This window comes from Pseudomonas weihenstephanensis (assembly GCF_001043055.1).
In the GTDB taxonomy this organism is placed as follows: Bacteria; Pseudomonadota; Gammaproteobacteria; order Pseudomonadales; family Pseudomonadaceae; genus Aquipseudomonas; species Aquipseudomonas weihenstephanensis.
In genome coordinates this window covers 498,219-521,404 of sequence record NZ_JYLF01000002.1, presented here as the reverse complement: position 1 = coordinate 521,404, position 23,186 = coordinate 498,219, and the positions used below count along the sequence as shown (strand labels likewise).

The window sequence follows — 23,186 nt, the reverse complement described above, 5'->3', positions numbered from 1 at the left end:
GTCGTGTTACCGGTGTTACATACGTTACAAAAAACATAACTGATTGAATATAAAGGATTTTTATTCGTTACACGTTCTCTGCCGTGATGTAGAAGTGGGTGTTACAGCATCTCAGATGTTACACCCGAATATGCCTATCCAGATACAGGCTTATTTTACCTTTTCCGTGCTTTTCGCTTGATAAGTAACACCCATAGTGCAACATTATTAGTAGAACGCCCTAACTGATACAGGCACCCATCATGTTCATCCGCGCATACCTCCGAGCCTCCACCGAAGAACAAGACGCTGGCCGTGCCCGGGCTTCGCTCGAGCAGTTCGCCAGCGACCATAACAAGGTCATAGCAAGCGTGTACCTGGAGAACGCCAGCGGCGCCACCGCCGACCGGCCCGAACTGCTGCGCCTGCTGAAGGATGCCCGCAAGGGTGACGTGTTGCTGGTGGAGTCGATAGACCGTCTCTCCCGCTTGCCGGTGGAGGATTGGCAAAAGCTGAAGGCCGCTATCGACTCCAAGGGCCTGCGCATCGTCGCGCTCGACCTGCCGACCAGCCACCAGGGAATGCAGGACACCAAGGGCGACGAGTTCACCGGGCGGATGCTGGGGGCCATCAACTCAATGCTGGTGGAAATGATGGCCGCCATTGCCCGAAAGGATTACGAGCAGCGCCGCGATCGACAAGCCCAGGGTATCGAGAAGGCCAAGGCCGCTGGTAAGTACCAGGGGCGGCCGGTAGACGCCGATCTGCATAGGCGAGTTAAGGAGCTCCTTAGCGCTGGTATTGGCATTCGCGCAACGGCACGCCACGCAAATTGCTCGACGACGACCGTACTCAGGATAAGGGACAGTGACTTATCAATATCTCACTAAGATTTCAGTGCGATTCCAGAACCTCCGGGCACCTTCGCAATTTAAATCGTCTAAAACCGCTCTCCCGGCACCGTCTGGAGTAGGGTAAACATTGGCTCCGCTGAATCCGGCCTTGCAGCAGAGCCGCAATAGCCTGACGGCCTCAAAAACCGGCAAGGTCAACTTGATCATTGATGGAGGGATATCCTCGAAGTATTCCTCTAGGCCCTGCACAAAAAACTGGCCGGAGCGGAACCCCGAGTGCGGATGAACAGTGAATAGTCCTCCCTGCGCGGCCAGGTGCTTGCTTATCGACCCTGGTGAGCTATGGAGGGTTACCTGTTGATGAAGGCCCAACTGTTCACGATTTATGGCCCAAATTGCTAAACGCTTCTCGCCTACCCAATTTGCGTAGTCAGCAATGGCCGAGCTGGCTGCGAAGTAAAGGGCGGTGAATGGCTTAGTTGTCCAATCAAGCAAGCGCGTAGGCACCCCGTGGTGCTGCGCCATTGCCATCAAGTCCAACACGTGGCTGTTTGGCCAAAGCGACGGATCTTTGTAGTATTGATCAGCCGTCTGAGTGTTGATTGCATAAGCGCGAAAGCCCTGAGAATCATTAGGGATGGCGATGCCAATGGTGTCGCAGTGAGCTGCAAACCCGCTCAAAATTAGTAGCTCATGGAAAACCATTTCGCTCGCATCGACCATTTCGTCATAGGAAACGATCGGCGGCTGTTTCCTCGGCCGAAGGATGGACGGTACAAGTGGCCAACTCGCATCACCTTGACCTCGATAGATAAAGTTTTCTGGCCCCTCGGTGAGTTTCGAGGTCGGAGAGAGAGCAAGCCAAAGCTCCTCGGCGGTCTCATATCTGCGCTCACTGAATGGAGCGTACTTTCTCGTCATATTGGCATCCCTATCGAGACTTTCCTTTTCGCATAAAAAAGCCCCACTAGGTAGAACCCAAGCGGGGCTTTTTGTTGCCTGAAGCATTCCTACTGCACCCACCCTGCACCCATGAGACATAAGCGGAGAAATCAGAAACTGCTGTAGACCTTGAATTATATGGTGTCCCAGGGCCGGTTCGAACGGCCAACCTTCCCCTTAGGAGGGGGATGCTCTATCCAATTGAGCTACTGAGACAATTCACGCGCACCACGCAAGGCGTGGCGTGCAGGACGGCGAGCATGGTAACGGCGATGCAGGGTTTTGTCATGTCGTCCGTTGGCTTTTTGGCTGTAAGTACTTACTAGTACGATGCCTCAATGAAGGAGATTGCGCCCATTGCGACAGATGGCCTTGCAACGCCGACCTCAGCCCTCCCAGGAGCGCATCAGCAGCTACACGACCCTTCAACGACCTCTAGCATCGTGCATATTGCATGACCCGCAAATCATGTCCTTGCAATTTGCAACTCTAGGTCGTTTAAAATCATCAGCAAATGACTGATTTAAAAGGGTTTTATAGGTATCCTGCGTTGGCACGAAGGCTGCAATGACAAGTGTATTAAGTCCATGCCCTCAGAGATGACCGCCATGAACAGCACTTTGATCCTGTTAAATGCACTCGCGCTGGCCATTTTGGTCATTTTCCAGTTCCAACCCGACCAGGCGTCAGTTGAATCGGGCGTGAACCTGGCTGACACCTATAAACCGCTCAAACCGTTACCACAGCTGGCAGTGATGATTCAGGGCAAGAGTGGCGCATCGCGCCTGACCTCTGACAGCGCAGCGCAACAGCAAACGGTTCAAAGCGAGCACTGGGTATTTTGAAGAGAGCTTTTTAGAATCATGTCCAAATTCGCATTCGGCTTTCTAATGCTGGCACTGTCCAGTCTGGCCCTGGATATTTTTATGCCATACGGTGATCTGGGTGATCTGCCTTTGATTGCTGCCGGAACGTTCTTTATCGCCTGGCTGATTGCCCTGCTGGTCGGTCGCCGAATCAAGTTTGACCCGCTGTTACGCTGACGCAGAATACGCGAGGGCGTTATCGATCAAGCTCAACAAGCCTTGCACCCCCACGGACAACGCTGCTGAGTTGTCCAACACATGGACCTGTTCGGTGCTCAATGTCGCCAGAGAATCCAGAAACAATTCATTGCGTTTAAGTCGCGCACTGATCTCAGACGGCGTTTCCCTACCGCGCTTGAGCAAGCGCCCTTGCAACACCTCGCTATCAACCCGTAAGACAATGGCCAGCAAATCCGGATAACGCGCCCGCGCCTGCTGTAAATAGCCGCGCGAGCCATTGACCAGCGCATGCCGCCCGCTATCGAGGCATTCATCAAGCTGCACAGGAATGCCGTACTCAAGGCCATTGGCCTGCCAGTGCAGGGCAAAAGCGCCTTGCTGCTTGAGCGACTCGAACGCCTTTGGCGAAACGCCCACCGCCTCCTCCCCAACGGATTCAGCCGAACGGGTTATTACACGCCGCATCACGTCACAACCGCGCCCTGCCAAATACGGGCGCGCGGCGTTGATCAGGCTGTCTTTACCCGACCCCGACGGCCCCATCAAATAGATCAATGTGCCTGACATGAATGGATCCTCTCGGTACTGAGCTATTGCCACGCAATGCGCTGGATTGTGCTGTGTGCAGATGCGGGCCTGAATCGGGCTTTCAAGGTATAAAAGCGCTGAAAACAGCTTATATGATGTGTTTCAGATGAACGGGTGGGCAAAGTGCTATCAAACCCAATGCTCATTTCTGATAATCGTTGCTGGCAAAAAGCCTGTATCCGGTTCAATATTTGTCACAGAATTGACGCCAGGGAAGTGGCTAATTTGAGGCATGATCCCTGCCTCTTAGCAATTCAGGTTGAACATTTGGCTTTAAGGACGGTCTTAAAAACATCCTGCGGCCAATTCCGAGAACCGCTCCCCTGAACTAACCGGTTAACTATATGCGCCCATTGAAACAGGCAATTTATTCCAGCCGCACGGCTGACAAGTTCGTAGTGCGCCTGCCAGACGGAATGCGCGAACGCATTGCCGAGGTGGCCCGCAACCATCACCGCAGCATGAACTCAGAAATCATTGCCCGCCTGGAACAAAGCCTTATCCAGGAAGGCGCATTGGGCGACGAGCCTGCGCTGCGCCTGGACAGCCCCGAGCTGTCCATGCATGAACGCGAGCTGTTGCAACGCTTCCGCCAGCTGTCTCATCGCCAGCAAAACGCTTTGGTTTCATTGATTGCACACGATGCTGAAATGGCATCCGACGCTTCTTGAGTTAAAACCAGCGCCCAAAAAAGCCAGCCTTGTGCTGGTTTTTTTTGTGGGCGCTCTGCCCGCCTCAAGACGCATCACAAGCAAAAACGGCTTGATCAGACAGTGCCAGATCAAGCCGTTAAGGGTCAGAGCAGGAAGATCGTGGCCAGCCCCAAGAAGATGAAGAATCCGCCACTGTCGGTCATGGCGGTAATCATCACGCTGGCCCCCATCGCCGGGTCGCGACCCAAGCGGGCCAGGGTCATGGGGATCAACACGCCCATCAGGGCAGCCAATAGCAGGTTAAGCGTCATCGCGGCGGTCATGACCACACCCAGCGACCAACTGCCGTACAGCAAATACGCCACTACGCCAATCACCCCACCCCACACCAGGCCGTTGATCAAGCCAACTGCCAGCTCCTTGCGCATCAACCGCGAGGTACTGCCCGTGTTGACCTGGTCCAGCGCCATCGCCCGCACAATCATGGTGATGGTCTGGTTGCCAGAGTTGCCGCCGATGCCGGCCACAATTGGCATCAAGGCCGCGAGCGCTACCAGCTTTTCAATCGAGCCTTCAAACAAACCGATTACCCGCGACGCGATAAATGCCGTCACCAAGTTAACGGCCAGCCAGGCCCAACGGTTGCGCAAGGACTTCCAGACCGAAGCAAAAATATCTTCTTCTTCGCGCAGACCCGCCATGTTAAGGACTTCGGTCTCGCTTTCTTCACGGATCAAATCAACCATTTCGTCAATGGTCAGACGGCCGATGAGCTTGCCGTTTTTGTCGACCACCGGGGCCGAAATCAGGTCATAACGCTCAAATGCCTGAGCCGCATCGTAAGCGTCTTCATCCGGGTGAAAACTCACCGGATCATTGGCCATGACTTCCGACACTTGTTTTTCAGGGTCGTTGACCAGCAAACGCTTGATCGGCAACACGCCTTTCAACGCGCCGTCATAATCGACCACGAACAATTTGTCGGTATGGCCCGGCAGCTCTTTGAGACGGCGCAGATAACGCAGGACGACTTCAAGGCTGACATCCTCACGAATGGTCACCATCTCGAAATCCATCAAGGCACCGACTTGATCCTCGTTATAGGACAGCGCGGAGCGCACACGCTCACGCTGCTGGCCATCGAGGGTTTCCATCAGCTCATGGACGACGTCTCGCGGCAGCTCGGGGGCCAAGTCAGCGAGTTCATCGGCATCCATCTCCTTGGCCGCTGCCAGGAGCTCGTGATCGTCCATGTCGGCGATCAGGGTTTCACGTACAGAGTCGGAGACTTCGAGCAGGATGTCGCCATCGCGATCAGCCTTGACCAACTGCCAGACCGTCAGACGGTCATCGAGGGGTAACGCTTCAAGGATGTAGGCAACGTCTGCGGAGTGCAGGTCCTCAAGCTTGCGCTGGAGTTCTACAAGGTTTTGCCGATGGACCAGGTTCTCGACCCGATCAGAGTGATGGCCCTCCTGACGATGTGTCAGGTCTTCGACCACACGTTGGCGATTCAGCAGCTCAATTACTTGAGCCAGGCGGCTTTGCAGGCTTTCTTGTGTTTTTTTTACTTCAACTTCGGTCATAGGCGAACTCCACTCCCAGCAGCAGGGCACGCCGGAAGGATCAATCAGTCAATTCATGATTGGTAAAACGGGATGCTGAGTTACTACTGGGTAAGTCCATGGAGGTATTCCACAAGCCCCGGCGGGGCTGACGGGCGCAATCATACACGGCTTAAAACATTAATGACGCTAAAAATCTCGGGGATAACAAATGCTTGCGCAGCATCACCGAACTTTGTTCACGCGATGACTCTGCGACGCCAGATGATCGGCCCGGAGCACAGTCTTTGTGTAAAAAAATTAACGCGGCGACACGGCCTGTCGTGACGATTGCCGAGGGTTGAGTTTTTTGCGAGGACTGAAATGATCGCAACCTGCATCAGGTTCTGCATAACACCTGACATAGACCATTTGCACGCCAGTTAATTCCTGCGTGGCGCAGTGAAGCGGCGACAAGTCTGGCGCATGACAGTAACGCACTGTGTGTCGGCGCAACTTCACTCAAATCACAGACAGCAAAAAGCCCGCTTTAAAGGCGGGCTTCTTGGTGTTTGGTGCACTCGACAGGATTCGAACCTGTGACCGCTCGGTTCGTAGCCGAGTACTCTATCCAGCTGAGCTACGAGTGCAAGTTGTGTTTGTTAAACCAGACCACCCTGGTTGAAGCCAAGTTAACTGCCGAAGCAACTAACTCTTAAATGGTGCACTCGACAGGATTCGAACCTGTGACCGCTCGGTTCGTAGCCGAGTACTCTATCCAGCTGAGCTACGAGTGCAAGTGTGTTTGTTAAACCAGACCACCCTGGTTGAAGCCAAGTTAACTACCGGAGCAACTAACTCTTAAATGGTGCACTCGACAGGATTCGAACCTGTGACCGCTCGGTTCGTAGCCGAGTACTCTATCCAGCTGAGCTACGAGTGCATTTGAAGCTGCGTATTATAGACCGTTGAATCTCTCTGCCAAGTGTTTTTTTCAATAAATTCAATAACTTACTGAACTGGCTAGATTCGAACGTGCTACATGAATAATGGCGGAGAAGGGGGGATTCGAACCCCCGACACCCTTTTGAGATGTACTCCCTTAGCAGGGGAGCGCCTTCGGCCACTCGGCCACCTCTCCGCAACACGGGGCGTATAATAACCAGCCTTTTCCCCGTATGCAACCAAAAACTTAAATAAAATTAAAGACTTGGTTCTTCGTCCTTTTCTTTCTTGATCCGAAGGTAGATTTCCTCCCGGTGCACGGCCACTTCCTTGGGGGCGTTAACACCGATTCGCACTTGGTTTCCTTTGACGCCGAGCACGGTCACAGTAATTTCACCATCGCCTATGATCAGGCTTTCTGCGCAACGGCGAGTCAGAATCAGCATACGTTTCTCCTCACGCTTTTCATTCAGGGACAACAGTCTGCAAAAAAAAAGGGCTTCGGCCTACTAGCTAAACAGCTATAGCCCGACGCTCCTTAAGTATTGACCAACATGACGAAACAAGAGGCCTTCGTTCACATTCATCAAAAAAACAAAGGGCGCGGTTCAACCGCGCCCTCCGGGTAATGCGTCACTCACCCTGTCGGGCAGGTGCATCCAATTCAAACGCCGTGTGCAGCGAGCGCACAGCCAACTCCAAGTACTTCTCTTCGATCACCACCGAGACTTTGATCTCAGAGGTCGAGATCATCAGGATGTTGATGTTCTCTTTGGCCAACGATTCAAACATGCGACTGGCCACACCGGCGTGAGAGCGCATGCCCACACCCACGATAGAAACCTTGGCAATCTTGGTATCGCCGACCACTTCACGTGCGCCGATCTCGCGCGCCGTGTTCTCCAGCACCGTTTGGGCTGCACTGTAATCGTTACGGTGCACGGTGAAGGTGAAATCGGTGGTGTTATCGTGCGCCACGTTTTGCACGATCATATCGACTTCGATGTTGGCCGCACTGATCGGCCCCAAAATCTTGAACGCCACGCCCGGGGTGTCTGGCACGCCACGGATGGTCAGCTTGGCTTCGTCGCGATTGAACGCGATACCAGAAATGATCGGCTGTTCCATGGATTCCTCTTCATCAATAGTAATGAGGGTGCCTGGACCCTCCTTGAAGCTGTGCAAGACGCGCAGCGGGACGTTGTACTTGCCAGCGAACTCAACCGCACGGATCTGCAACACCTTGGAACCCAGGCTGGCCATTTCCAGCATTTCTTCAAAGGTGATCTTTTCCAGTCGCTGAGCCTGCGCCACAACCCGAGGGTCGGTGGTGTAGACGCCATCGACGTCGGTGTAGATCTGGCACTCATCCGCCTTCAATGCAGCCGCCAAGGCCACACCCGTCGTGTCAGAGCCGCCACGGCCCAACGTCGTAATGTTGCCCTGCTCGTCTACGCCCTGAAAACCTGCAACCACAACCACACGTCCAGCCTTGAGGTCTGCACGAATCTTCTGATCGTCAATTTTCAGGATGCGGGCTTTAGTGTGCGAACTGTCTGTGAGAATACGCACCTGACTGCCGGTATAGGACACCGCCGGGACGCCGCGCTTGTTCAGCGCCATCGCCAGCAGGCCAATCGTCACCTGCTCGCCGGTGGAGACAATCACATCCAGTTCACGCGGCAACGGCTGATCGCTGATCTGTTTGGCCAGCTCGATCAGACGATTGGTTTCGCCGCTCATCGCCGACAACACAATCACCAGGTCATGCCCGGCGTCACGGAACTTCTTAACTTTATCGGCGACCTGCTCGATTCGTTCGACAGTGCCGACCGAGGTGCCTCCGAATTTCTGTACGATCAAAGCCATTTCAAAGCAGCCTCAGCCCCTAAAGGGCGCCCATTTATCATTCAAACCACGCGCTGCCACTAGACGACAGCGCGCTCTGGACCTCAGATACCCTGCTCGACAAATGGCACAGTCAGGGCCAGCGCGGCGTCCAGGGCTGCGGCATCCACACCGCCACCTTGCGCCATGTCCGGGCGACCACCGCCCTTCCCGCCCACTGCCGCAGCAGCCTGCTTCATCAAATCACCGGCTTTGAGTTGGCCAGTCAGGTCTTTGGTTACGCCTGCAACCAGTACAACCTTGTCTTCATAAACCCCACCCAGCAGGATCACTGCACGGCCGAGCTTGTTCTTCAGCTGATCTACCAGCGCCAATAGCGCCTTGCCATCTTGACCGTCCAGGCGAGCGGTCAAGACGTTCACGCCTTTGATGTCCACGGCCGACGACGACAGATCGTCACCGGCAGCGCTTGCGGCCTTGGCCTGCAATTGTTCCAGTTGTTTTTCCAACTGACGGTTACGCTCCAGCACAGCCGACAGTTTGTCGACCAGGTTTTCGCGTGAGCCCTTGATCAGGCTTGCTGCTTCCTTGAGCTGCTCTTCAGCAGCATTCAAGTAAGCCAGTGCGGCAGCGCCCGTCACCGCTTCAATACGACGAATACCCGACGCCACACCGCTTTCGCTGGTGATTTTCATCAGGCCGATGTCGCCGGTGCGCTTGGCATGAATACCGCCGCACAGCTCCACCGAGAAATCACCACCCATGCTCAATACGCGCACGTTATCGCCGTACTTCTCGCCAAACAGCGCCATCGCGCCTTTTTGCTTGGCGGTTTCGATATCGGTCTCTTCGGTTTCAACCGGGGTGTTCTTGCGAATCTCGGCGTTGACGATGTCTTCCAGCGCCTTGATTTGCTCAGGCTTGATCGCTTCGAAGTGACTGAAGTCAAAACGCATGCGCTGACTGTCAACCAACGAACCTTTCTGCTGTACGTGTTCGCCCAGCACGTTACGCAACGCGGCATGCAACAAGTGCGTCGCCGAGTGATTCAGCGCGGTTGCGTGACGTACATCGGCATCCACCTGGGTATCAACGCTCTCGCCCACTTTCAGGCTGCCTGTCGCTACCACGCCGTGGTGCAAGAACGCGCCGCCGGTCTTGGTGGTGTCGCGCACATCAAAGCGTGCAGCACCTGCTTGCAGGTACCCGCAGTCGCCCACCTGGCCGCCTGATTCTGCGTAAAAAGGTGTTTGATCAAGAATGACCACACCTTCGTCGCCTTCATTCAGGAACTCAACCGATTTGCCTTCTTTATAGAGCGCAATGATCTTGGCTGACGCCTGCGTGGCGTTATAACCGATGAACTCGGTGGGCACGTCAACTTTGACCAGCGTGTTGTAATCCAGGCCAAACGAGCTGGCCGAACGCGCACGTACGCGCTGGGCTTCCATTTCGCGCTCGAAGCCAGCCTCGTCAACGGTCAGGTTACGCTCCCGGGCGATGTCGGCCGTCAGGTCCATCGGAAAGCCGTAAGTGTCGTAGAGTTTGAACACCACGTCACCCGGCACCACGGTGCCCTTCAGATCAGCCAGGTCCTGTTCGAGGATCTTGAGGCCTTGCTCCAGCGTCTTGGAAAACTGCTCTTCTTCAGCCTTGAGCACGCGCTCAATGTTGGCTTGCTCGCGCACCAGCTCCGGGAAGCCTTCGCCCATTTCAGCCACCAGTGCCGCAACGATCTTGTAAAAGAAGTTGCCGGTTGCACCCAGCTTGTTGCCGTGACGGCACGCGCGACGAATGATACGGCGCAGTACATAACCGCGACCTTCGTTGGACGGCAATACGCCATCAGCGATCAAAAAGCTGCACGAGCGGATGTGGTCAGCCACGACCTTGAGCGACGCCTGGCCTTCGTTGGCGCAGCCGATGGCCTCGGCCGCCGCTTTCAACAGGCTCTGGAACAAGTCGATGTCGTAGTTGGAGTTAACGTGTTGCATCACCGCACTGATCCGCTCCAGGCCCATGCCGGTGTCGACCGACGGCGCTGGCAACGGATGCAACACGCCATCGGCGGTGCGGTTGAACTGCATGAATACGTTGTTCCAGATTTCGATGTAACGGTCGCCGTCTTCATCCGGCGAGCCCGGCGGGCCACCCCAGATATCCGGGCCGTGATCGTAGAAAATCTCGGTGCACGGGCCACACGGGCCGGTATCGCCCATGGTCCAGAAGTTGTCCGAAGCGTACGGCGCACCTTTGTTGTCGCCAATGCGGATCATGCGCTCAGCGGGAACGCCGACGTCTTGGGTCCAGATGTCATAGGCTTCATCATCGCTGGCGTAAACAGTCACCCAAAGTTTGTCTTTAGGCAGCTTGAGTACGCCCGTGAGGAAGGTCCAGGCGAAATTGATCGCGTCTTTCTTGAAGTAATCGCCAAAGCTGAAGTTGCCGAGCATTTCAAAGAAGGTGTGGTGACGTGCGGTGTAACCGACGTTTTCCAGGTCGCTGTTCTTGCCGCCGGCACGCACGCACTTCTGGCTGCTGGTTGCACGGGTATAGGCACGTTTTTCCTGACCCAGAAAGCAGTCCTTGAACTGATTCATCCCCGCGTTAGTGAACAGCAGGGTCGGGTCGTTATTCGGCACCAAGGAGCTGGAAGGGACACGGGTGTGACCTTGCTCCTCGAAGAAGCGAAGGAAGGCTTCACGGATTTCTGCGCTTTTCATAGGTTCTTCCACGGAGGCTGAGGCCAGAGGCAAGTCAATCATGTCGCTCGACAGTGCGACTCGCAAAGGGCCGCATTATATCGGCCCAGCGCCTTGGGTACAGCGTGTTTATACGATAGGCACATGCAATTGGACGGCTTACGCGCTCATTGGCGGTTAAATTCATTAAAAACCGTGACCACCTGCTCAATCTGACTGCGGCTGACATCCATGTGCGTCACCATTCGCAAGCGCGGGGCAGCACTCAAGGTGATCCCGCGCTCAGCGGCAAAGGCCTTGAGCGCCTCTGCACGATCACCCAATTGTGCGTACACCATGTTCGTCTGCACAGGCTCGACCTCATAACCACACGCGCGCAAGCCTTCAGCCAGATACGCGGCGTTGGCGTGGTCGTCTGCCAGGCGCTGGACCTGATGATCCAGCGCATATAACCCGGCGGCAGCTAACTGACCCGCCTGACGCATCCCGCCGCCGACCATTTTGCGCAAGCGCCGGGCCTTGGCGATCAGGTCCGCCGTGCCGCACAGCACCGACCCCACCGGGGCGCCCAGCCCTTTGGACAAACACACCGAAACCGAGTCGAAGTGACGGGTAATATCACCTGCGTCCACACCCAGCTTGACGGCCGCGTTGTACAGCCGCGCGCCATCCAGGTGCAACGCCAGGCCATTCTCGCGGGTCAAACGACTGGCCGCCGCCACATACGCCAGCGGCAACACCCTGCCCTGCATGGTGTTTTCCAGTGCCAGCAACCGCGTACGGGCGAAATGAAAGTCGTCAGGCTTGATCGCGCAAGCCACCTGATTCAGGTCCAGCGAACCATCTGCCTGCACTTCCAGCGGTTGCGGCTGGATCGACCCCAGCACGGCAGCCCCGCCGCCTTCATATTTGTAGGTGTGCGCTTGCTGACCCACGATGTATTCATCGCCTCGCCCGCAATGCGCCATCAGCGCCAGCAAATTACTCATCGTACCGCTGGGCACAAACAGTGCCCCGGCAAACCCCAGACGCTGGGCCATTTCGGCCTCAAGCTTGTTGACCGTTGGATCTTCGCCATACACATCATCGCCCAGGCGCGCGGCAGCCATGGCCTCGCGCATACCAGTGCTGGGTTGGGTCACGGTGTCGCTACGAAGATCGATAACAGTCATTGCAAGCCTCGGCCATGTGAGATGAGCATCAGATGCTAATCGGGGAAATCCCTGTCGAACACGATTACTGCGGGTTCAGCCGGCATTAATCAAGCGATTGCGTCACAAATAACCGATAAAACCATCTGAATGGTTGATAGCTAGTAGCCAAAAGCAGCCATGCATCCTTCAAACAGATGTGGTACAAAATGCCCGCCGCCAGAAAGGCTGGTGGCAACGTTCTCAGGGCGGGGTGCAATTCCCCACCGGCGGTAATTGCGCGCAATGCGCATAGCCCGCGAGCGCTTGGCAGGTTCGAAGGCTTCGGCAGACGACTTGGCAAGGTCAGCAGACCCGGTGTGATCCCGGGGCCGACGGTCATAGTCCGGATGAAGAGAGAACGGGATTGGCGCCAAAGGGCCGTCAATCAGACGGGGGGTGTCGATGCGCTTGCGCACGCACCACCTGTCTGAACGCACCCTTAAATCCCATTCGATTCATATGCCCTGTTTTTCACACAAACAGGAGTCAGAACATGCAACCCACCGCAATCGACAGCAAAAGCAAAAATCACCACAACGAGCGCGTCGCATTTATCCAGGCCGCCTGGCACAAAGAGATTGTCGATCAGAGCCGTAAGGGCTTTTTGGCCGAAATGCTGGTGCAGGGCTATCAGGAAAGCGATATCGACTTCTTTGAAGTCGGCGGCGCGTTTGAAATCCCGCTGCACGCCAAGCTGCTGGCCAAGACGGGCCGTTATGCCGGTATCGTCGGCGCGGCACTGGTGGTGGATGGCGGTATCTACCGCCACGACTTCGTTGCCCAATCGGTGGTCAGCGGCCTGATGCAAGTTCAGCTGGAAACCGAAGTACCCGTATTCTCGGTCAGCCTGACACCGCACCACTTCCACGCCGGTGAAGAGCACCAGAAGTTCTTCTTCGACCACTTCGTACACAAAGGCGAAGAAGCGGCAAAAACCTGCGTCGATACGCTGCATAAAATTCGTGCCATCAAGCGCATGGATTCCCAGCAAAAGCGCGCCGTGTAACACCTGACCTCTCGGCTGGCCTGGCCATCAGGTCAGTCGAGAGTCACGCGATAACTATCTAAAGCACAGCCAAGCGCTCGACGCGTTTCAATGGCCTGTAACGGGGCAAGCCCCCTTTACCCTTGAACATAACGCTTCGGAACCTGACTTATGTGCCCTCTACCGCCCTCTGCAACATCAGGCCCTACGCCTGCCCTCCATGAGTTTTACTTTGACGGTGGCGCCACAGCCCCACCGGACCGAACCGAAACCGTTGTATCCAGACCGCTGCCCAATATCTCGGAAACCACCGTGAGCAGCATTCTTCATATCGGCGACAACGCCACCATAGTCCGTTACGTCACAGAGGGTGTTTTGTACCCCACCCCCATTGATCGACTGGTTTTCGCTGCATTATCGCCACAGGCCTCCATCTTCGTGAGCAAAGGCAGCAACAACACACTGCTGATTGACCTCAATAAAGAGCGGTATCGAGTCAAGCCTGCCAGCACCAAACAGATCATCGAACTTCATACCCGTTATGGTAACGACACGGTGTATATCGCCGACACCTTTAAAAACCCGTTTCATATTGAAACCGGTGTGGGCAATGACACCGTGGTCACCAACGCTCAACACACAACTGTACTGACCGGCGACGGCAATGACATCGTGATGACAGGAGCAGGAGACAACTATGTTAATACCGGAGACGGCGATGACATTGTGAATGCCACCGGCGCAAGTTCGACGGTGGCTTATCTGGGCAAAGGCACAGATTCCTTTCGCGGCGGAGCCGGTACATCATTTGTCAATGCGGGTGAAGGCGACGACGTCGTGGTCGGCGGCCAGGGCCACAACATCTTATATGGCAATGATGGCGACGATGTACTCACCGCGGGTTCCGGGTCTAACGTTATTTACACGGGCAAGGGGGAAAACGTCCTCGACGGGATCAAGGATAGCGACACGATTTTCGCCGAAGGCACCCCCCATTACATAACGGACGAAATAATCGATGGTCGCTGGACAACTACAAAATCGCCCGCTCTCGCCAACACGTACGTGATGACAGTCAGCTCAAGCCCTCTGTCTGAGTCAGGCTTGATTATTCAAGGTAGCGAAACGTTTATTGAGCGTGTTCAGGATGATTTGAAGTTGCTGCTCGGGTCTGCCAATGGGCAAAAATTAATAGCCGAGCTGAGCAAAAGTATTCATAAAAGCCAAAAACCCATCACCATCGCCGAGCTCAAGCATGTGAACAATGGCCTTTACATACCCAACCTGGGCGACGGAAGGTCTTACATTCAGGTGGGGCAAGCAGGCCTCCCGGATTTCGGCGGTACGGTTTATTACAACCCAACATTTTCAACGCCACACGCAATACCGCTCACCGCGCTCTACCATGAACTGTGCCACGCCTATAACTTTGTGACGGGCACGCAGTTTTTAGGCGCCAGCCCAGACGGGCACAGTGGCGTCAAACAAGCCCCGCAAGTCAATAACATTGAATTGCAAGCCGTGGGACTGCCTTGTGCCGTAAAGCCTTTTGACTTTGATAAGGATCCTGCCACGCCGCCCCTCACGACCAACCCCAAACCCTACAGTGAGAACGGCATGCGTGAAGAACTCGGGTTGCCCTTGCGCAAAACCTACATTCGTTACTCAGAGGACTGATCGATACCGTTCAAGGTGGCAGGCTCGATAATCATCCCGGCGCGCAACCCATTCTTGACCTTGGGATTGGGAAAGATAATCCGCGCGCCCTTCTCCTCGATCGTCCAACGCGTTTTACCTGCATCTTCGGCCAGCAGATAGCCCTTGCTGAGTTCAGAGAAGTTTTCGACATCGGCCGGCAGGTGCAGGATAAAGGCCTCACTGTGTTTGATCACTTCACGGGCCACGCTGAACAACTGCAAACCTTCCAGAGAGGCATCTTCCAATGAGGGTTCAGTGCTTTCAATGATGTGCTTCAAGCGCAGTTCAAGGCGCTCAACATTCACGCCTGCGTTTTGCCCAAACGGACGCGCTTTGCCCAACTCAAGGGTAAATGCTTCGGCCCCCAACTGGTCATAGGTGTAAGCACTGAACACAATCGACGGCTTGTTTTGCAACAAGACCGCTTCCATGCCAGCTGCGTACAGCCGCGCCAGCTCTCGACGCGAATGAACGCGACCCGCTTTATACGGATAAAGCGCGAATTGCTCTATTTTCGAGCCGCGGATCGCCGTGTGCAGATCGTAATGCAGCCGCGTGCGATCCGGCGCATTGAAAAACGCCTGCGCCAGATGCTCCAGCTCACAGGCACGCAGGGCTTCAGGGCCACTGCTGCTTTCATGCCGACCGTTAAACAGTCGATTGAGGTCTTCTTCGACAAAACGCGCCCCGGTACGCATTGCACCCGGATTACCGAACAAGAAAAGAATACGTGCACGCGGCTTTACTTCTGCGCGTGCAATGCCCTGCAACAGGCGATCAAGCAACTCGATCGGCGCTGTTTCGTTACCGTGGATACCCGCCGACAATAACAAGTCCAGGCCATCGTCCTGCCCTTGCGCCGGCGTGACTTCCAGTGCGCCTTCACTTAGCCAGCGCAATCGCACGCCATCGGCGGTCAGTTGAATTTTCTGCGCCGGTTCGCGACCAGCCAGTGTCAGTTCAAGCAGTTTGCCGAGGGCGAGCATAGTGCATCCTTAATCAGTGATTGCAGTCTGGACCGTGTACGTGACCATCTTCGTCATCGCCCAGGTCAGCCGGTTCCATTTCCAGTTGCAGGCTTACAAGGTTAGTCGCCAAAGGACGCAGCAGCAGGTTAGCGTATTCGGCGTCGCCTTCTTCTACGTCGACACCAATCAACAATTGGCCACGACCGTCTTGTTGAATCCACAGCTCTTTACCCTGCCACATGACCGCAACGCGGGTGCAGGAGGTTTGCAGTTGCTTGCCGTCGGTGTCTTCAAGAATCAGTTGCAGGGAATCGCTCATCATTTCGTACTCATTGGAAAGTGAAGTGGCAGTGCAGGCGAATTAAAACCCGCATGCCGGTGTTCAATTGATCTGGAAAGGGTAAACCGCGCCCAGTTTAAGGATTTGTGTCAGTTCATCCAGTGCCGTCCGGCATTCAAGCAGCAACTGCGGGTCAGCCAGGTCGCTTTCGCGCAGCGCGTCGCGGTAGTGCGTGTTCACCCACTGGGTGAGCGTGTCATACAACGCAGGCGTCATGATAACCCCCGGATTGACCGCCGCCAGTTCAGTTTCTTTCAGTGCGACGCGCAGCCGCAGGCAGGCCGGGCCACCACCGTTCTGCATGCTTTGTTTAAGATCAAACACCTTGATCTCGCGGATAGGACCGCCCGCTGCCGTCAAGCCTTGCAGGTACTGCCAGACACGGGGGTTGGCGCGGCATTCTTCTGGCACGATCAGCAGCATCGAGCCGTCAGCACGGCTGAGCAGCTGACTGTTGAACAGGTACGAGCGCACGGCGTCTTCGACCGCCACTTGATCTCGCGGCACACTAATGGACTGGAAATTACCCCCGCGCGCGCGCAACTTGGCGTGTAATTCAGCCAGCATCTGATCGGTGTTCAGGAATGCATCCTGATGATGGAACAGCAGTTCGCCATTACCTACCGCAATCACGTCGTTATGGAACACACCCTGGTCAATGACCGCCGGATTTTGCTGCGCAAACACCACACCCGCCTCGCTCAAACCGTGAAGGCGGGCGACCGCTTGCGACGCTTCGAGGGTCTGGCGCGCCGGGTATTGTTGCGGCGCCGGGTAACGGCTGTCGAACGCGCTGCGCCCGAAAACAAAAAACTCAACGCCCGCCTCACCGTAATCACGGCAAAAGCGCGTGTGGTTAGCCGCGCCTTCGTCACCAAATTGAGCAACCGCTGGCAATGCGGCGTGATGCGCAAAGTGCTGCTGATCAGCAAACATCGCGCTCAGCACACGGCTGGTGGTCGGGTGCTCGATGCTGCGGTGAAATTTGCAATTGAGGTTGGCCGCGGTGAAATGCACACGGCCATCTTGAGTGTCAGCGCTCGGGCTGACGGTGGCAGCATTGGCCACCCACATGCTCGACGCCGAGCAACTGGCGACCAGCAACGGCATCGCCTCTTTGGCAGCCTGTTGAATGACGTGTGCGTCCGAGCCACTGAAACCCAAACGGCGCAAGGCACTCACGTCCGGGCGTTCTTGGGGTGCCAGTACCCCCTGGACAAACCCCATGTCCATCAGCGCTTTCATTTTTTCCAGGCCTTGGAGCGCCGCTTCCTTAGGGTTGGAAGCCTGCTGGCTGTTGCTCTGGGAGGCGACGTTGCCGAACGACAAACCGCCGTAGTTATGGGTCGGCCCCACTAAACCGTCAAAATTGACTTCAAAGGACTTCATCAACGAGGCTCCGGCAAACGGTTGTTATAGGCATCAATCACACAAGCCCCGTAGGCGCTGGTGCTGGCTGCGATCCTGTTCTCAAGAAATCGCAGCTTTCGCCCGCACATACAGGTTAAAGGTCAGCTTACAAATGCACACCCGGCGTCAATGCCGCGGGCAGTGCCAGGATCGGCGTTTCCAGCGAGGCCACCGGATAGGCGCAATAATCGGCGGCGTAATACGCACTGGCACGGTGATTACCCGATGCGCCGATACCGCCAAACGGCGCGCTGCTCGCCGCGCCCGTCAGTTGTTTGTTCCAGTTCACGATGCCTGCACGGCTTTGCAGCCAGAACTGCTGATAACGCGCTTCGCTGTCCGACAATAAACCCGCTGCCAAACCGAACGCCGTGTTGTTGGCTTCAGTCATGGCCGCGTCAAAGTCAGCGTAGCGAATCACTTGCAGCAACGGCCCGAACAGCTCCTCATCAGAACGTTCACTGACTTCGGTCACGTCGATAATGCCCGGTGTGAGCAAAGCGGCATTGGCGTCTGGCTGACTCATTTCCAGCAAGGCCACAGCCCCCGAGCCGAGCAATACGTCTTGGGCATCCATCAATGCACGCGCCGCGCCCAACGAAATGACCGAGCCCATAAACGGCGCAGGCTGCTGGTCGAACGCTCCGACTTCGATCGTCTGGCTGACCTGCACCAGACGGCTCAGCAGGCTGTCGCCCCACGTGCCTTCGGGCACCAACAAGCGCCGTGCACAGGTGCAACGCTGGCCGGCCGAGATAAAGGCGGATTGGATGATGGTGTAAACCGCCGCTTCCACATCCGCCACCTGATCGACCACCAGTGGGTTATTACCGCCCATTTCCAGGGCCAGGATTTTGTCCGGGCGACCGGCGAACTGCTGATGCAACGCGTTGCCCGTACGGCTCGACCCGGTGAAGAACAAGCCATCAATGCCGGTATGCGCCGCCAATGCGATGCCGGTGTCCCGCGCGCCTTGCAGCAAGTTCAATACGCCCGCAGGCAGCCCCGCTTCAATCCAGCACTTGACGGTCAACTCGGCCACTTTAGGCGTCAGCTCACTGGGCTTGAACACTACGCTGTTACCGGCCAGCAAGGCCGGGACGATGTGGCCGTTGGGCAAGTGACCCGGAAAGTTATACGGACCAAACACCGCCACCACACCGTGAGGCTTGTGGCGCAACACCGCGGTGGCGTCGCCCAGCGGGCCGCTCTTTTCTCCGGTGCGTTCGCGGTAGCTTTGCACCGAAATGGCCACTTTATTGATCATGCTGGTGACTTCAGTCGCCGACTCCCACAGCGGCTTACCGGTCTCCTCACCGATGCAGTGGGCCAGTTCGTCGGCGTGGGTTTTGAGGCTGGCCGCGAACGCCTCCAGCACACTCAAGCGCTCTTCAAATGAACGCGTGGCCCATGCCGGGAATGCCTCTCGCGCAGCCTTCACCGCGCCATCCACCTGTTCAGCGTTTGCGCCATTGCCTCTCCACAGCACCTGCTGAGTGACCGGGTTAAGCGATTCAAAGGCTTCGCCCAGGCCGTTTTGCCAGGCGCCTGCGATGTACAACGTGCTCATTATTTCGACTCCCGTGGGGCCACTGGCTGGGCAGACAAGGTGACGGCGCGCACTTGATCGCCCGCGCTCAATTGCAACCGCTTGGCGGTCTGTGGATCAACCACCAAGGTGCCCGCCGCCAGACGTGCTGGTGCCGCCGTAATACGGCAGTCCTCGCGCTTGCGGTTGTGAATCAGGTAAGGCGTGGCGTCGTCGCCCGGAGTGCCGATGGCCAACACCAACGCTTCGCTCTCGCGCACTGCACGGATCTTGCTGGTTTCACACTCCACAGCCGGGCCGGCGTCGAAAATGTCGACGTAGCCCTGATAGCTGAAACCTTCGCTTTTGAGCATGTTCAGCGCAGGCTCTGTGTGAGTGTGCACCTGGCCGATCACCGCACGCGCATCTTCAGACAGGAAACAGGTGTAAACCGGAAACTTGGGCATCAACTCGGCAATAAAGGCTTTATTGCCCACACCGGTCAGGTAGTCGGCCTGGCTGAACTCCATCTTGAAGAAGTGCCGCCCCAGGCTTTCCCAGAACGGCGAGCGTCCCGCTTCGTCAGACATGCCACGCATTTCAGCAATGATTTTGTTCCCGAACAGCTCAGGGAATTCTGCGATGAACAGCATCCGCGCCTTGGCCAGCATCCGGCCATTGAGGCCAGTACGGTGGTCGGCGCCCAGGAACAACGAGCACAACTCTGAATTACCTGTCAGATCGTTAGCCAAAAACAGGGTCGGAATTTCGCGGTAAATATTCAGTTCTTGCGAAGCGCTGACGGTCAAACCGACCCGGAAGTTGTACCACGGCTCGCGCAAACCCACGGCGCCAGCAATGGCAGAAATACCGACGACTTTACCGTCGTCGTTTTCCAGTACAAACAAGTAGTCGGCATCGCCGCGCTCCGCTTCGCCCCGGAAGGTTTTCTCAGCCCAGGTCACACGGTGCAGTAAGCGTTCTTCGTTGGCCGGCAAGGTGGTCAGGCCGGTGCCGGTGCTGCGGGCCAGTTCAATCAGGGCCGGTAAATCGCTGTTGCGTACAGGACGAACGATCATGCTATCTCCTCAAACGGGTTCGCTGACGAACCTCGCGACACTCGCTCAAAGGCGTTAAACCGCAACCACTCGCACGCTGGCACCTTCACCCACGCCCAGTGCTTCGGCCGCTTGCAGATCCAGCGTGACCGGTTTGCCCGGTGCCCAATCAAGCTCAAGCAACACCGCCCGGTAATCCTGAAGCTGGGCGTTGGCCACCAGGTACTGACGACCGCCGCCCTTGCTCAGCTCGCCGATTTTGACCGGTACTACCCGGCTTTGAGCGATTGAGCGGATGCCCGACACCCGCGCATGCAGGGTCGGCCCGCCGTCGAAAATGTCGATGTAATGATCGGTTTCAAAGCCTTCGCGCATCAGGATGTCGAAGGTGATCTGCGCACGCGGATGCACTTGCCCCATTGCTTCTTGAGCCGTATCGGGCAGCAGCGGTACATAAATCGGGTAATGCGGCATCAGTTCGGCAAGGAAGGTACGGCTTTTAAGGCCGCACAGACGTTCGGCGGCGGTGTAGTTCAGGTCAAAGAAGTTACGCCCGATCGCATCCCAAAACGGCGAGTCGCCATTTTCATCGCTGTAACCGACGATTTCAGTCACCACCGAATCGGCAAATCGCTCCGGGTGGTTGGCCACAAACAGCAGTCGCCCACGGGAGTTGAGTTCGGACCATGCCGAGCCCACTAACTGCGGGACCACATAGAAACTGGTGAGCAGGCTATTACCGGTAAGGTCATGGCACTGCGACAAGACGTGAATCTTGTTGTGAATCTTCAGCTCACGCGAGGCGTGGACAAAGGTCTCGTTGCGAAAACTGTAGAACGGTTCTGAATACCCGGCCGACGCGACAATCGCCGAGCAACCCACCAGTGCGCCGGTGGCCGTATCTTCCAAAACAAAGAAGTAGCTTTCTTCGCCATTGAAGCTGACTTCTGCCGAGAACGAGGCTTCGGAGGCTGCGATCTTGTCGCGCAAGCGTTCGATATCGTCCGGCAATGAAGTGACACCAATCGGGCTGTCCGCAGCCAGACGCTGTACCTCGCCCAGATCAGCCATTTGCGCAGGGCGCATCACCAGCATGGTGTCACTCCTTAATCCAAAAAATAAAAGGGGGGGAATTCGCGCATCACCTGTAGATGCGAGTGTGCTCGCATTCAAGCGGCGCCCTCAGACACACGCGTGTCTGAGGGCGCGCTGCTACGAGTCATGCAGGGTCAAGCTCAGGCTTGTGTCAGGGCTTTTACAGCGCGCTCAAAACGATTCAAGCCTTCTTCAATATCAGCCTCTTCGACCACCAGGCTTGGCGCGAAACGCACCACATCGGGGCCGGCTTGCAAAATCATCAGGTTTTCTTTTTCAGCGGCGTTGAAAATATCCTTGGCTTTGCCCTTCCAGGCATCGCTCAACACGCAGCCAAGCAAAAGCCCTAAACCGCGCACTTGCGTAAACAGGCCGTATTGCTGGCCAATGTGCTCAAGACGGGTTTTGAACAGCGCGTGTTTGGCTTTTACCCCACTCAACACTTCAGGCGTGTTGATCACATCGATCACCGCGTTGCCGACAGCACACGCCAGCGGGTTGCCGCCGTATGTGGTGCCGTGAGTGCCGACGACCAGATGCTTGGCCAGCCCTTCAGTGGTGAGCATCGCGGCAATCGGGAAACCACCGCCCAAGCTCTTGGCACTGGTGAGGATGTCAGGCGTCACGCCGTAATGCATGTAGGCAAACAGCTCACCGGTGCGGCCCATGCCGGTTTGCACTTCGTCAAAGACCAACAGCGCATTGTGCTGGTCACACAGGTCGCGAGCACCTTGCAGGTAAGCCTGCTCAGCCGGCAGCACGCCGCCTTCGCCCTGAATCGGCTCCAGCACCACCGCGCAGGTCTTGTCCGAAATAGCCGCTTTGAGCGCGGCCAGATCGTTGAACGGTACGTGGGTAATACCGGTGATTTTTGGACCGAAGCCGTCGGAGTACTTCGACTGCCCGCCAACGTTAACGGTGAACAGGGTGCGACCGTGAAAGCTGTTGAGCGCGGCAATGATTTCGTACTTTTCGGCGCCGAAGCGGTCATGCGCCACACGACGGGCCAGCTTGAAGGCCGCCTCGTTGGCTTCAGCACCCGAGTTGCAGAAAAACACACGCTCGGCAAAAGTCGAGTCCACCAGTTTTTTAGCCAGACGCAGCGCCGGCTCGTTGGTAAACACATTGGACACATGCCAGAGGTTGTTCGCCTGCTCAGTCAACGCACCGACCAGGGCCGGGTGTGCATGGCCCAGTACGTTGACCGCAATGCCGCCAGCGAAATCAATCAGCTCGCGACCCGACTGGTCCCACACTCGGGAACCCGCTCCGCGCACGGGGATGAATGCCGCAGGTGCGTAGTTGGGAACCATGACCTGATCGAAATCGGCGCGTTGTACCGGGGCTTGCTCAACGGACATCGGAGTCTCCTGAAGAGGAACGCCTGCCTAAACTGGCAAGCGATGAGGGATTGTAAGGACACACGGGAGCCAAGCCTTGCCGCCAAGCGACAACTTCTTATAGCGCTCAACCATGATTTTCCAAGGCTTGCGGCAATGCGACATATTGCGTCACAAAGGCGCAGTTTAAACGCTTGGTCATATTTACGGCAGCGTATTACCTGATTGATTGCAAAACCCGTATGTCCAAAGCGATAGCGCAGCGTGGTGGCCGCGAGCACCTAACCCACTTCATCCGAACCCCACGTCAGGGCTGGTTTTTCAAATAAATAAAACTACATAGCTATACGAACACCCCTGTTTTTTAAGCTTATTTCGCGGCCGGGCGCCTCATACACTTAAACAACAGTCACTTTTGCAGATACCCCCTCATGCCCTCGCCTACGCCTGCACCACTAACGCTAACCCCC

20 protein-coding genes, 5 tRNA genes and 1 riboswitch are annotated in these 23,186 nt (G+C 56.2%); of the genes, 6 read left to right on the top strand and 19 right to left on the bottom strand.

The window, feature by feature from the left end; all coding sequences use genetic code 11:
• The first annotated feature begins 242 nt into the window (after positions 1-242).
• On the top strand, positions 243-869 hold the full coding sequence (locus TU86_RS06625) for a recombinase family protein (RefSeq protein WP_048363493.1): 627 nt from the start codon (positions 243-245) through the stop codon (positions 867-869).
• Here the strand turns inward: TU86_RS06625 and TU86_RS06620 are convergent.
• Both TU86_RS06620 and TU86_RS06615 read right to left on the bottom strand, forming a co-directional pair.
• Complete coding sequence (locus tag TU86_RS06620; protein WP_048363698.1) at positions 855-1,754, bottom strand: FRG domain-containing protein; 900 nt, start codon at positions 1,752-1,754, stop codon at positions 855-857. The two genes, TU86_RS06625 and TU86_RS06620, sit on opposite strands and share 15 nt — an antisense overlap.
• Before the next feature lie 160 nt (positions 1,755-1,914).
• A tRNA-Arg gene (locus TU86_RS06615) sits at positions 1,915-1,991 on the bottom strand.
• A gap of 392 nt (positions 1,992-2,383) precedes the next feature.
• Here TU86_RS06615 and TU86_RS06610 point away from each other — a divergent pair.
• Together TU86_RS06610 and TU86_RS06605 are read left to right on the top strand one after the other, a co-directional pair.
• A complete protein-coding gene (locus tag TU86_RS06610) occupies positions 2,384-2,620 on the top strand; it encodes a hypothetical protein (protein ID WP_048363697.1) in 237 nt (78 codons plus the stop codon).
• 18 nt (positions 2,621-2,638) lie between these two features.
• Positions 2,639-2,818 (top strand): PA3371 family protein, encoded by a 180-nt coding sequence (locus TU86_RS06605; RefSeq protein WP_048363492.1) that lies wholly within the window; start codon positions 2,639-2,641, stop codon positions 2,816-2,818.
• Here the strand turns inward: TU86_RS06605 and phnN are convergent.
• The gene (gene phnN, locus TU86_RS06600; RefSeq protein ID WP_048363491.1) at positions 2,810-3,388 is read right to left on the bottom strand and encodes a phosphonate metabolism protein/1,5-bisphosphokinase (PRPP-forming) PhnN; all 579 of its coding nucleotides are present in this window, start codon (positions 3,386-3,388) and stop codon (positions 2,810-2,812) included. The genes TU86_RS06605 and phnN overlap by 9 nt on opposite strands.
• Positions 3,389-3,753: 365 nt before the next feature.
• Here phnN and TU86_RS06595 point away from each other — a divergent pair, with 365 nt between their 5' ends.
• A complete protein-coding gene (locus TU86_RS06595) occupies positions 3,754-4,080 on the top strand; it encodes an Arc family DNA-binding protein (protein ID WP_048363490.1) in 327 nt (108 codons plus the stop codon).
• 125 nt (positions 4,081-4,205) lie between these two features.
• Here the strand turns inward: TU86_RS06595 and mgtE are convergent, their stop codons facing one another.
• From mgtE to ltaE, 9 genes are all read right to left on the bottom strand, one after another.
• Entirely contained in the window at positions 4,206-5,648 is a 1,443-nt protein-coding gene (gene mgtE / locus TU86_RS06590; protein WP_048363489.1) for a magnesium transporter, read from the bottom strand.
• Positions 5,649-6,179: 531 nt separating this feature from the next.
• A tRNA-Arg gene (locus TU86_RS06585) sits at positions 6,180-6,256 on the bottom strand.
• A gap of 70 nt (positions 6,257-6,326) precedes the next feature.
• Positions 6,327-6,403 (bottom strand) — tRNA-Arg (locus TU86_RS06580).
• 69 nt (positions 6,404-6,472) lie between these two features.
• A tRNA-Arg gene (locus TU86_RS06575) sits at positions 6,473-6,549 on the bottom strand.
• 107 nt (positions 6,550-6,656) lie between these two features.
• Positions 6,657-6,747: transfer RNA gene (locus TU86_RS06570), tRNA-Ser, on the bottom strand.
• Between the two features lie 61 nt (positions 6,748-6,808).
• Positions 6,809-6,997, bottom strand: coding sequence for a carbon storage regulator CsrA (gene csrA / locus TU86_RS06565; RefSeq protein WP_003175645.1), 189 nt, complete (start codon positions 6,995-6,997; stop codon positions 6,809-6,811).
• A 187-nt stretch (positions 6,998-7,184) separates the two neighbouring features.
• Positions 7,185-8,420, bottom strand: a complete 1,236-nt coding sequence (locus TU86_RS06560; RefSeq protein ID WP_048363488.1) for an aspartate kinase — start codon at positions 8,418-8,420, stop codon at positions 7,185-7,187.
• Positions 8,421-8,503: 83 nt separating this feature from the next.
• A complete protein-coding gene (alaS, locus tag TU86_RS06555; RefSeq protein ID WP_048363487.1) occupies positions 8,504-11,122 on the bottom strand; it encodes an alanine--tRNA ligase in 2,619 nt (872 codons plus the stop codon).
• A gap of 146 nt (positions 11,123-11,268) precedes the next feature.
• On the bottom strand, positions 11,269-12,273 hold the full coding sequence (gene ltaE / locus TU86_RS06550) for a low-specificity L-threonine aldolase (protein WP_048363486.1): 1,005 nt from the start codon (positions 12,271-12,273) through the stop codon (positions 11,269-11,271).
• A 214-nt stretch (positions 12,274-12,487) separates the two neighbouring features.
• Positions 12,488-12,658, top strand: a riboswitch (FMN riboswitch).
• Between the two features lie 129 nt (positions 12,659-12,787).
• Here ltaE and TU86_RS06540 point away from each other — a divergent pair.
• Both TU86_RS06540 and TU86_RS06535 read left to right on the top strand, forming a co-directional pair.
• The gene (locus tag TU86_RS06540) at positions 12,788-13,300 is read left to right on the top strand and encodes a 6,7-dimethyl-8-ribityllumazine synthase (protein WP_048363484.1); all 513 of its coding nucleotides are present in this window, start codon (positions 12,788-12,790) and stop codon (positions 13,298-13,300) included.
• 291 nt (positions 13,301-13,591) lie between these two features.
• On the top strand, positions 13,592-14,956 hold the full coding sequence (locus tag TU86_RS06535) for a M91 family zinc metallopeptidase (RefSeq protein WP_053075987.1): 1,365 nt from the start codon (positions 13,592-13,594) through the stop codon (positions 14,954-14,956).
• Here the strand turns inward: TU86_RS06535 and astE are convergent.
• From astE to TU86_RS06500, 7 genes are all read right to left on the bottom strand, one after another.
• The gene (gene astE / locus TU86_RS06530) at positions 14,941-15,963 is read right to left on the bottom strand and encodes a succinylglutamate desuccinylase (RefSeq protein ID WP_048363483.1); all 1,023 of its coding nucleotides are present in this window, start codon (positions 15,961-15,963) and stop codon (positions 14,941-14,943) included. The two genes, TU86_RS06535 and astE, sit on opposite strands and share 16 nt — an antisense overlap.
• A gap of 13 nt (positions 15,964-15,976) precedes the next feature.
• Positions 15,977-16,264, bottom strand: coding sequence for a hypothetical protein (locus TU86_RS06525; RefSeq protein WP_048363695.1), 288 nt, complete (start codon positions 16,262-16,264; stop codon positions 15,977-15,979).
• Between the two features lie 63 nt (positions 16,265-16,327).
• The gene (gene astB, locus TU86_RS06520) at positions 16,328-17,674 is read right to left on the bottom strand and encodes an N-succinylarginine dihydrolase (protein WP_048363482.1); all 1,347 of its coding nucleotides are present in this window, start codon (positions 17,672-17,674) and stop codon (positions 16,328-16,330) included.
• 127 nt (positions 17,675-17,801) lie between these two features.
• Positions 17,802-19,268: a succinylglutamate-semialdehyde dehydrogenase gene (gene astD, locus TU86_RS06515; RefSeq protein ID WP_193387771.1), complete on the bottom strand. Its 1,467-nt coding sequence runs from the start codon at positions 19,266-19,268 to the stop codon at positions 17,802-17,804.
• Positions 19,265-20,302 carry an arginine N-succinyltransferase gene (gene astA / locus TU86_RS06510; RefSeq protein WP_048363480.1) on the bottom strand — a complete coding sequence of 346 codons (1,038 nt, stop codon included), beginning with the start codon at positions 20,300-20,302 and terminating at the stop codon, positions 19,265-19,267. Before astA ends, astD begins: the two co-directional genes overlap by 4 nt.
• Positions 20,303-20,356: 54 nt before the next feature.
• Complete coding sequence (gene aruF / locus TU86_RS06505) at positions 20,357-21,376, bottom strand: arginine/ornithine succinyltransferase subunit alpha (protein WP_048363479.1); 1,020 nt, start codon at positions 21,374-21,376, stop codon at positions 20,357-20,359.
• Positions 21,377-21,516: 140 nt separating this feature from the next.
• The gene (locus tag TU86_RS06500; protein WP_048363478.1) at positions 21,517-22,737 is read right to left on the bottom strand and encodes an aspartate aminotransferase family protein; all 1,221 of its coding nucleotides are present in this window, start codon (positions 22,735-22,737) and stop codon (positions 21,517-21,519) included.
• Positions 22,738-23,186 lie beyond the last annotated feature (449 nt).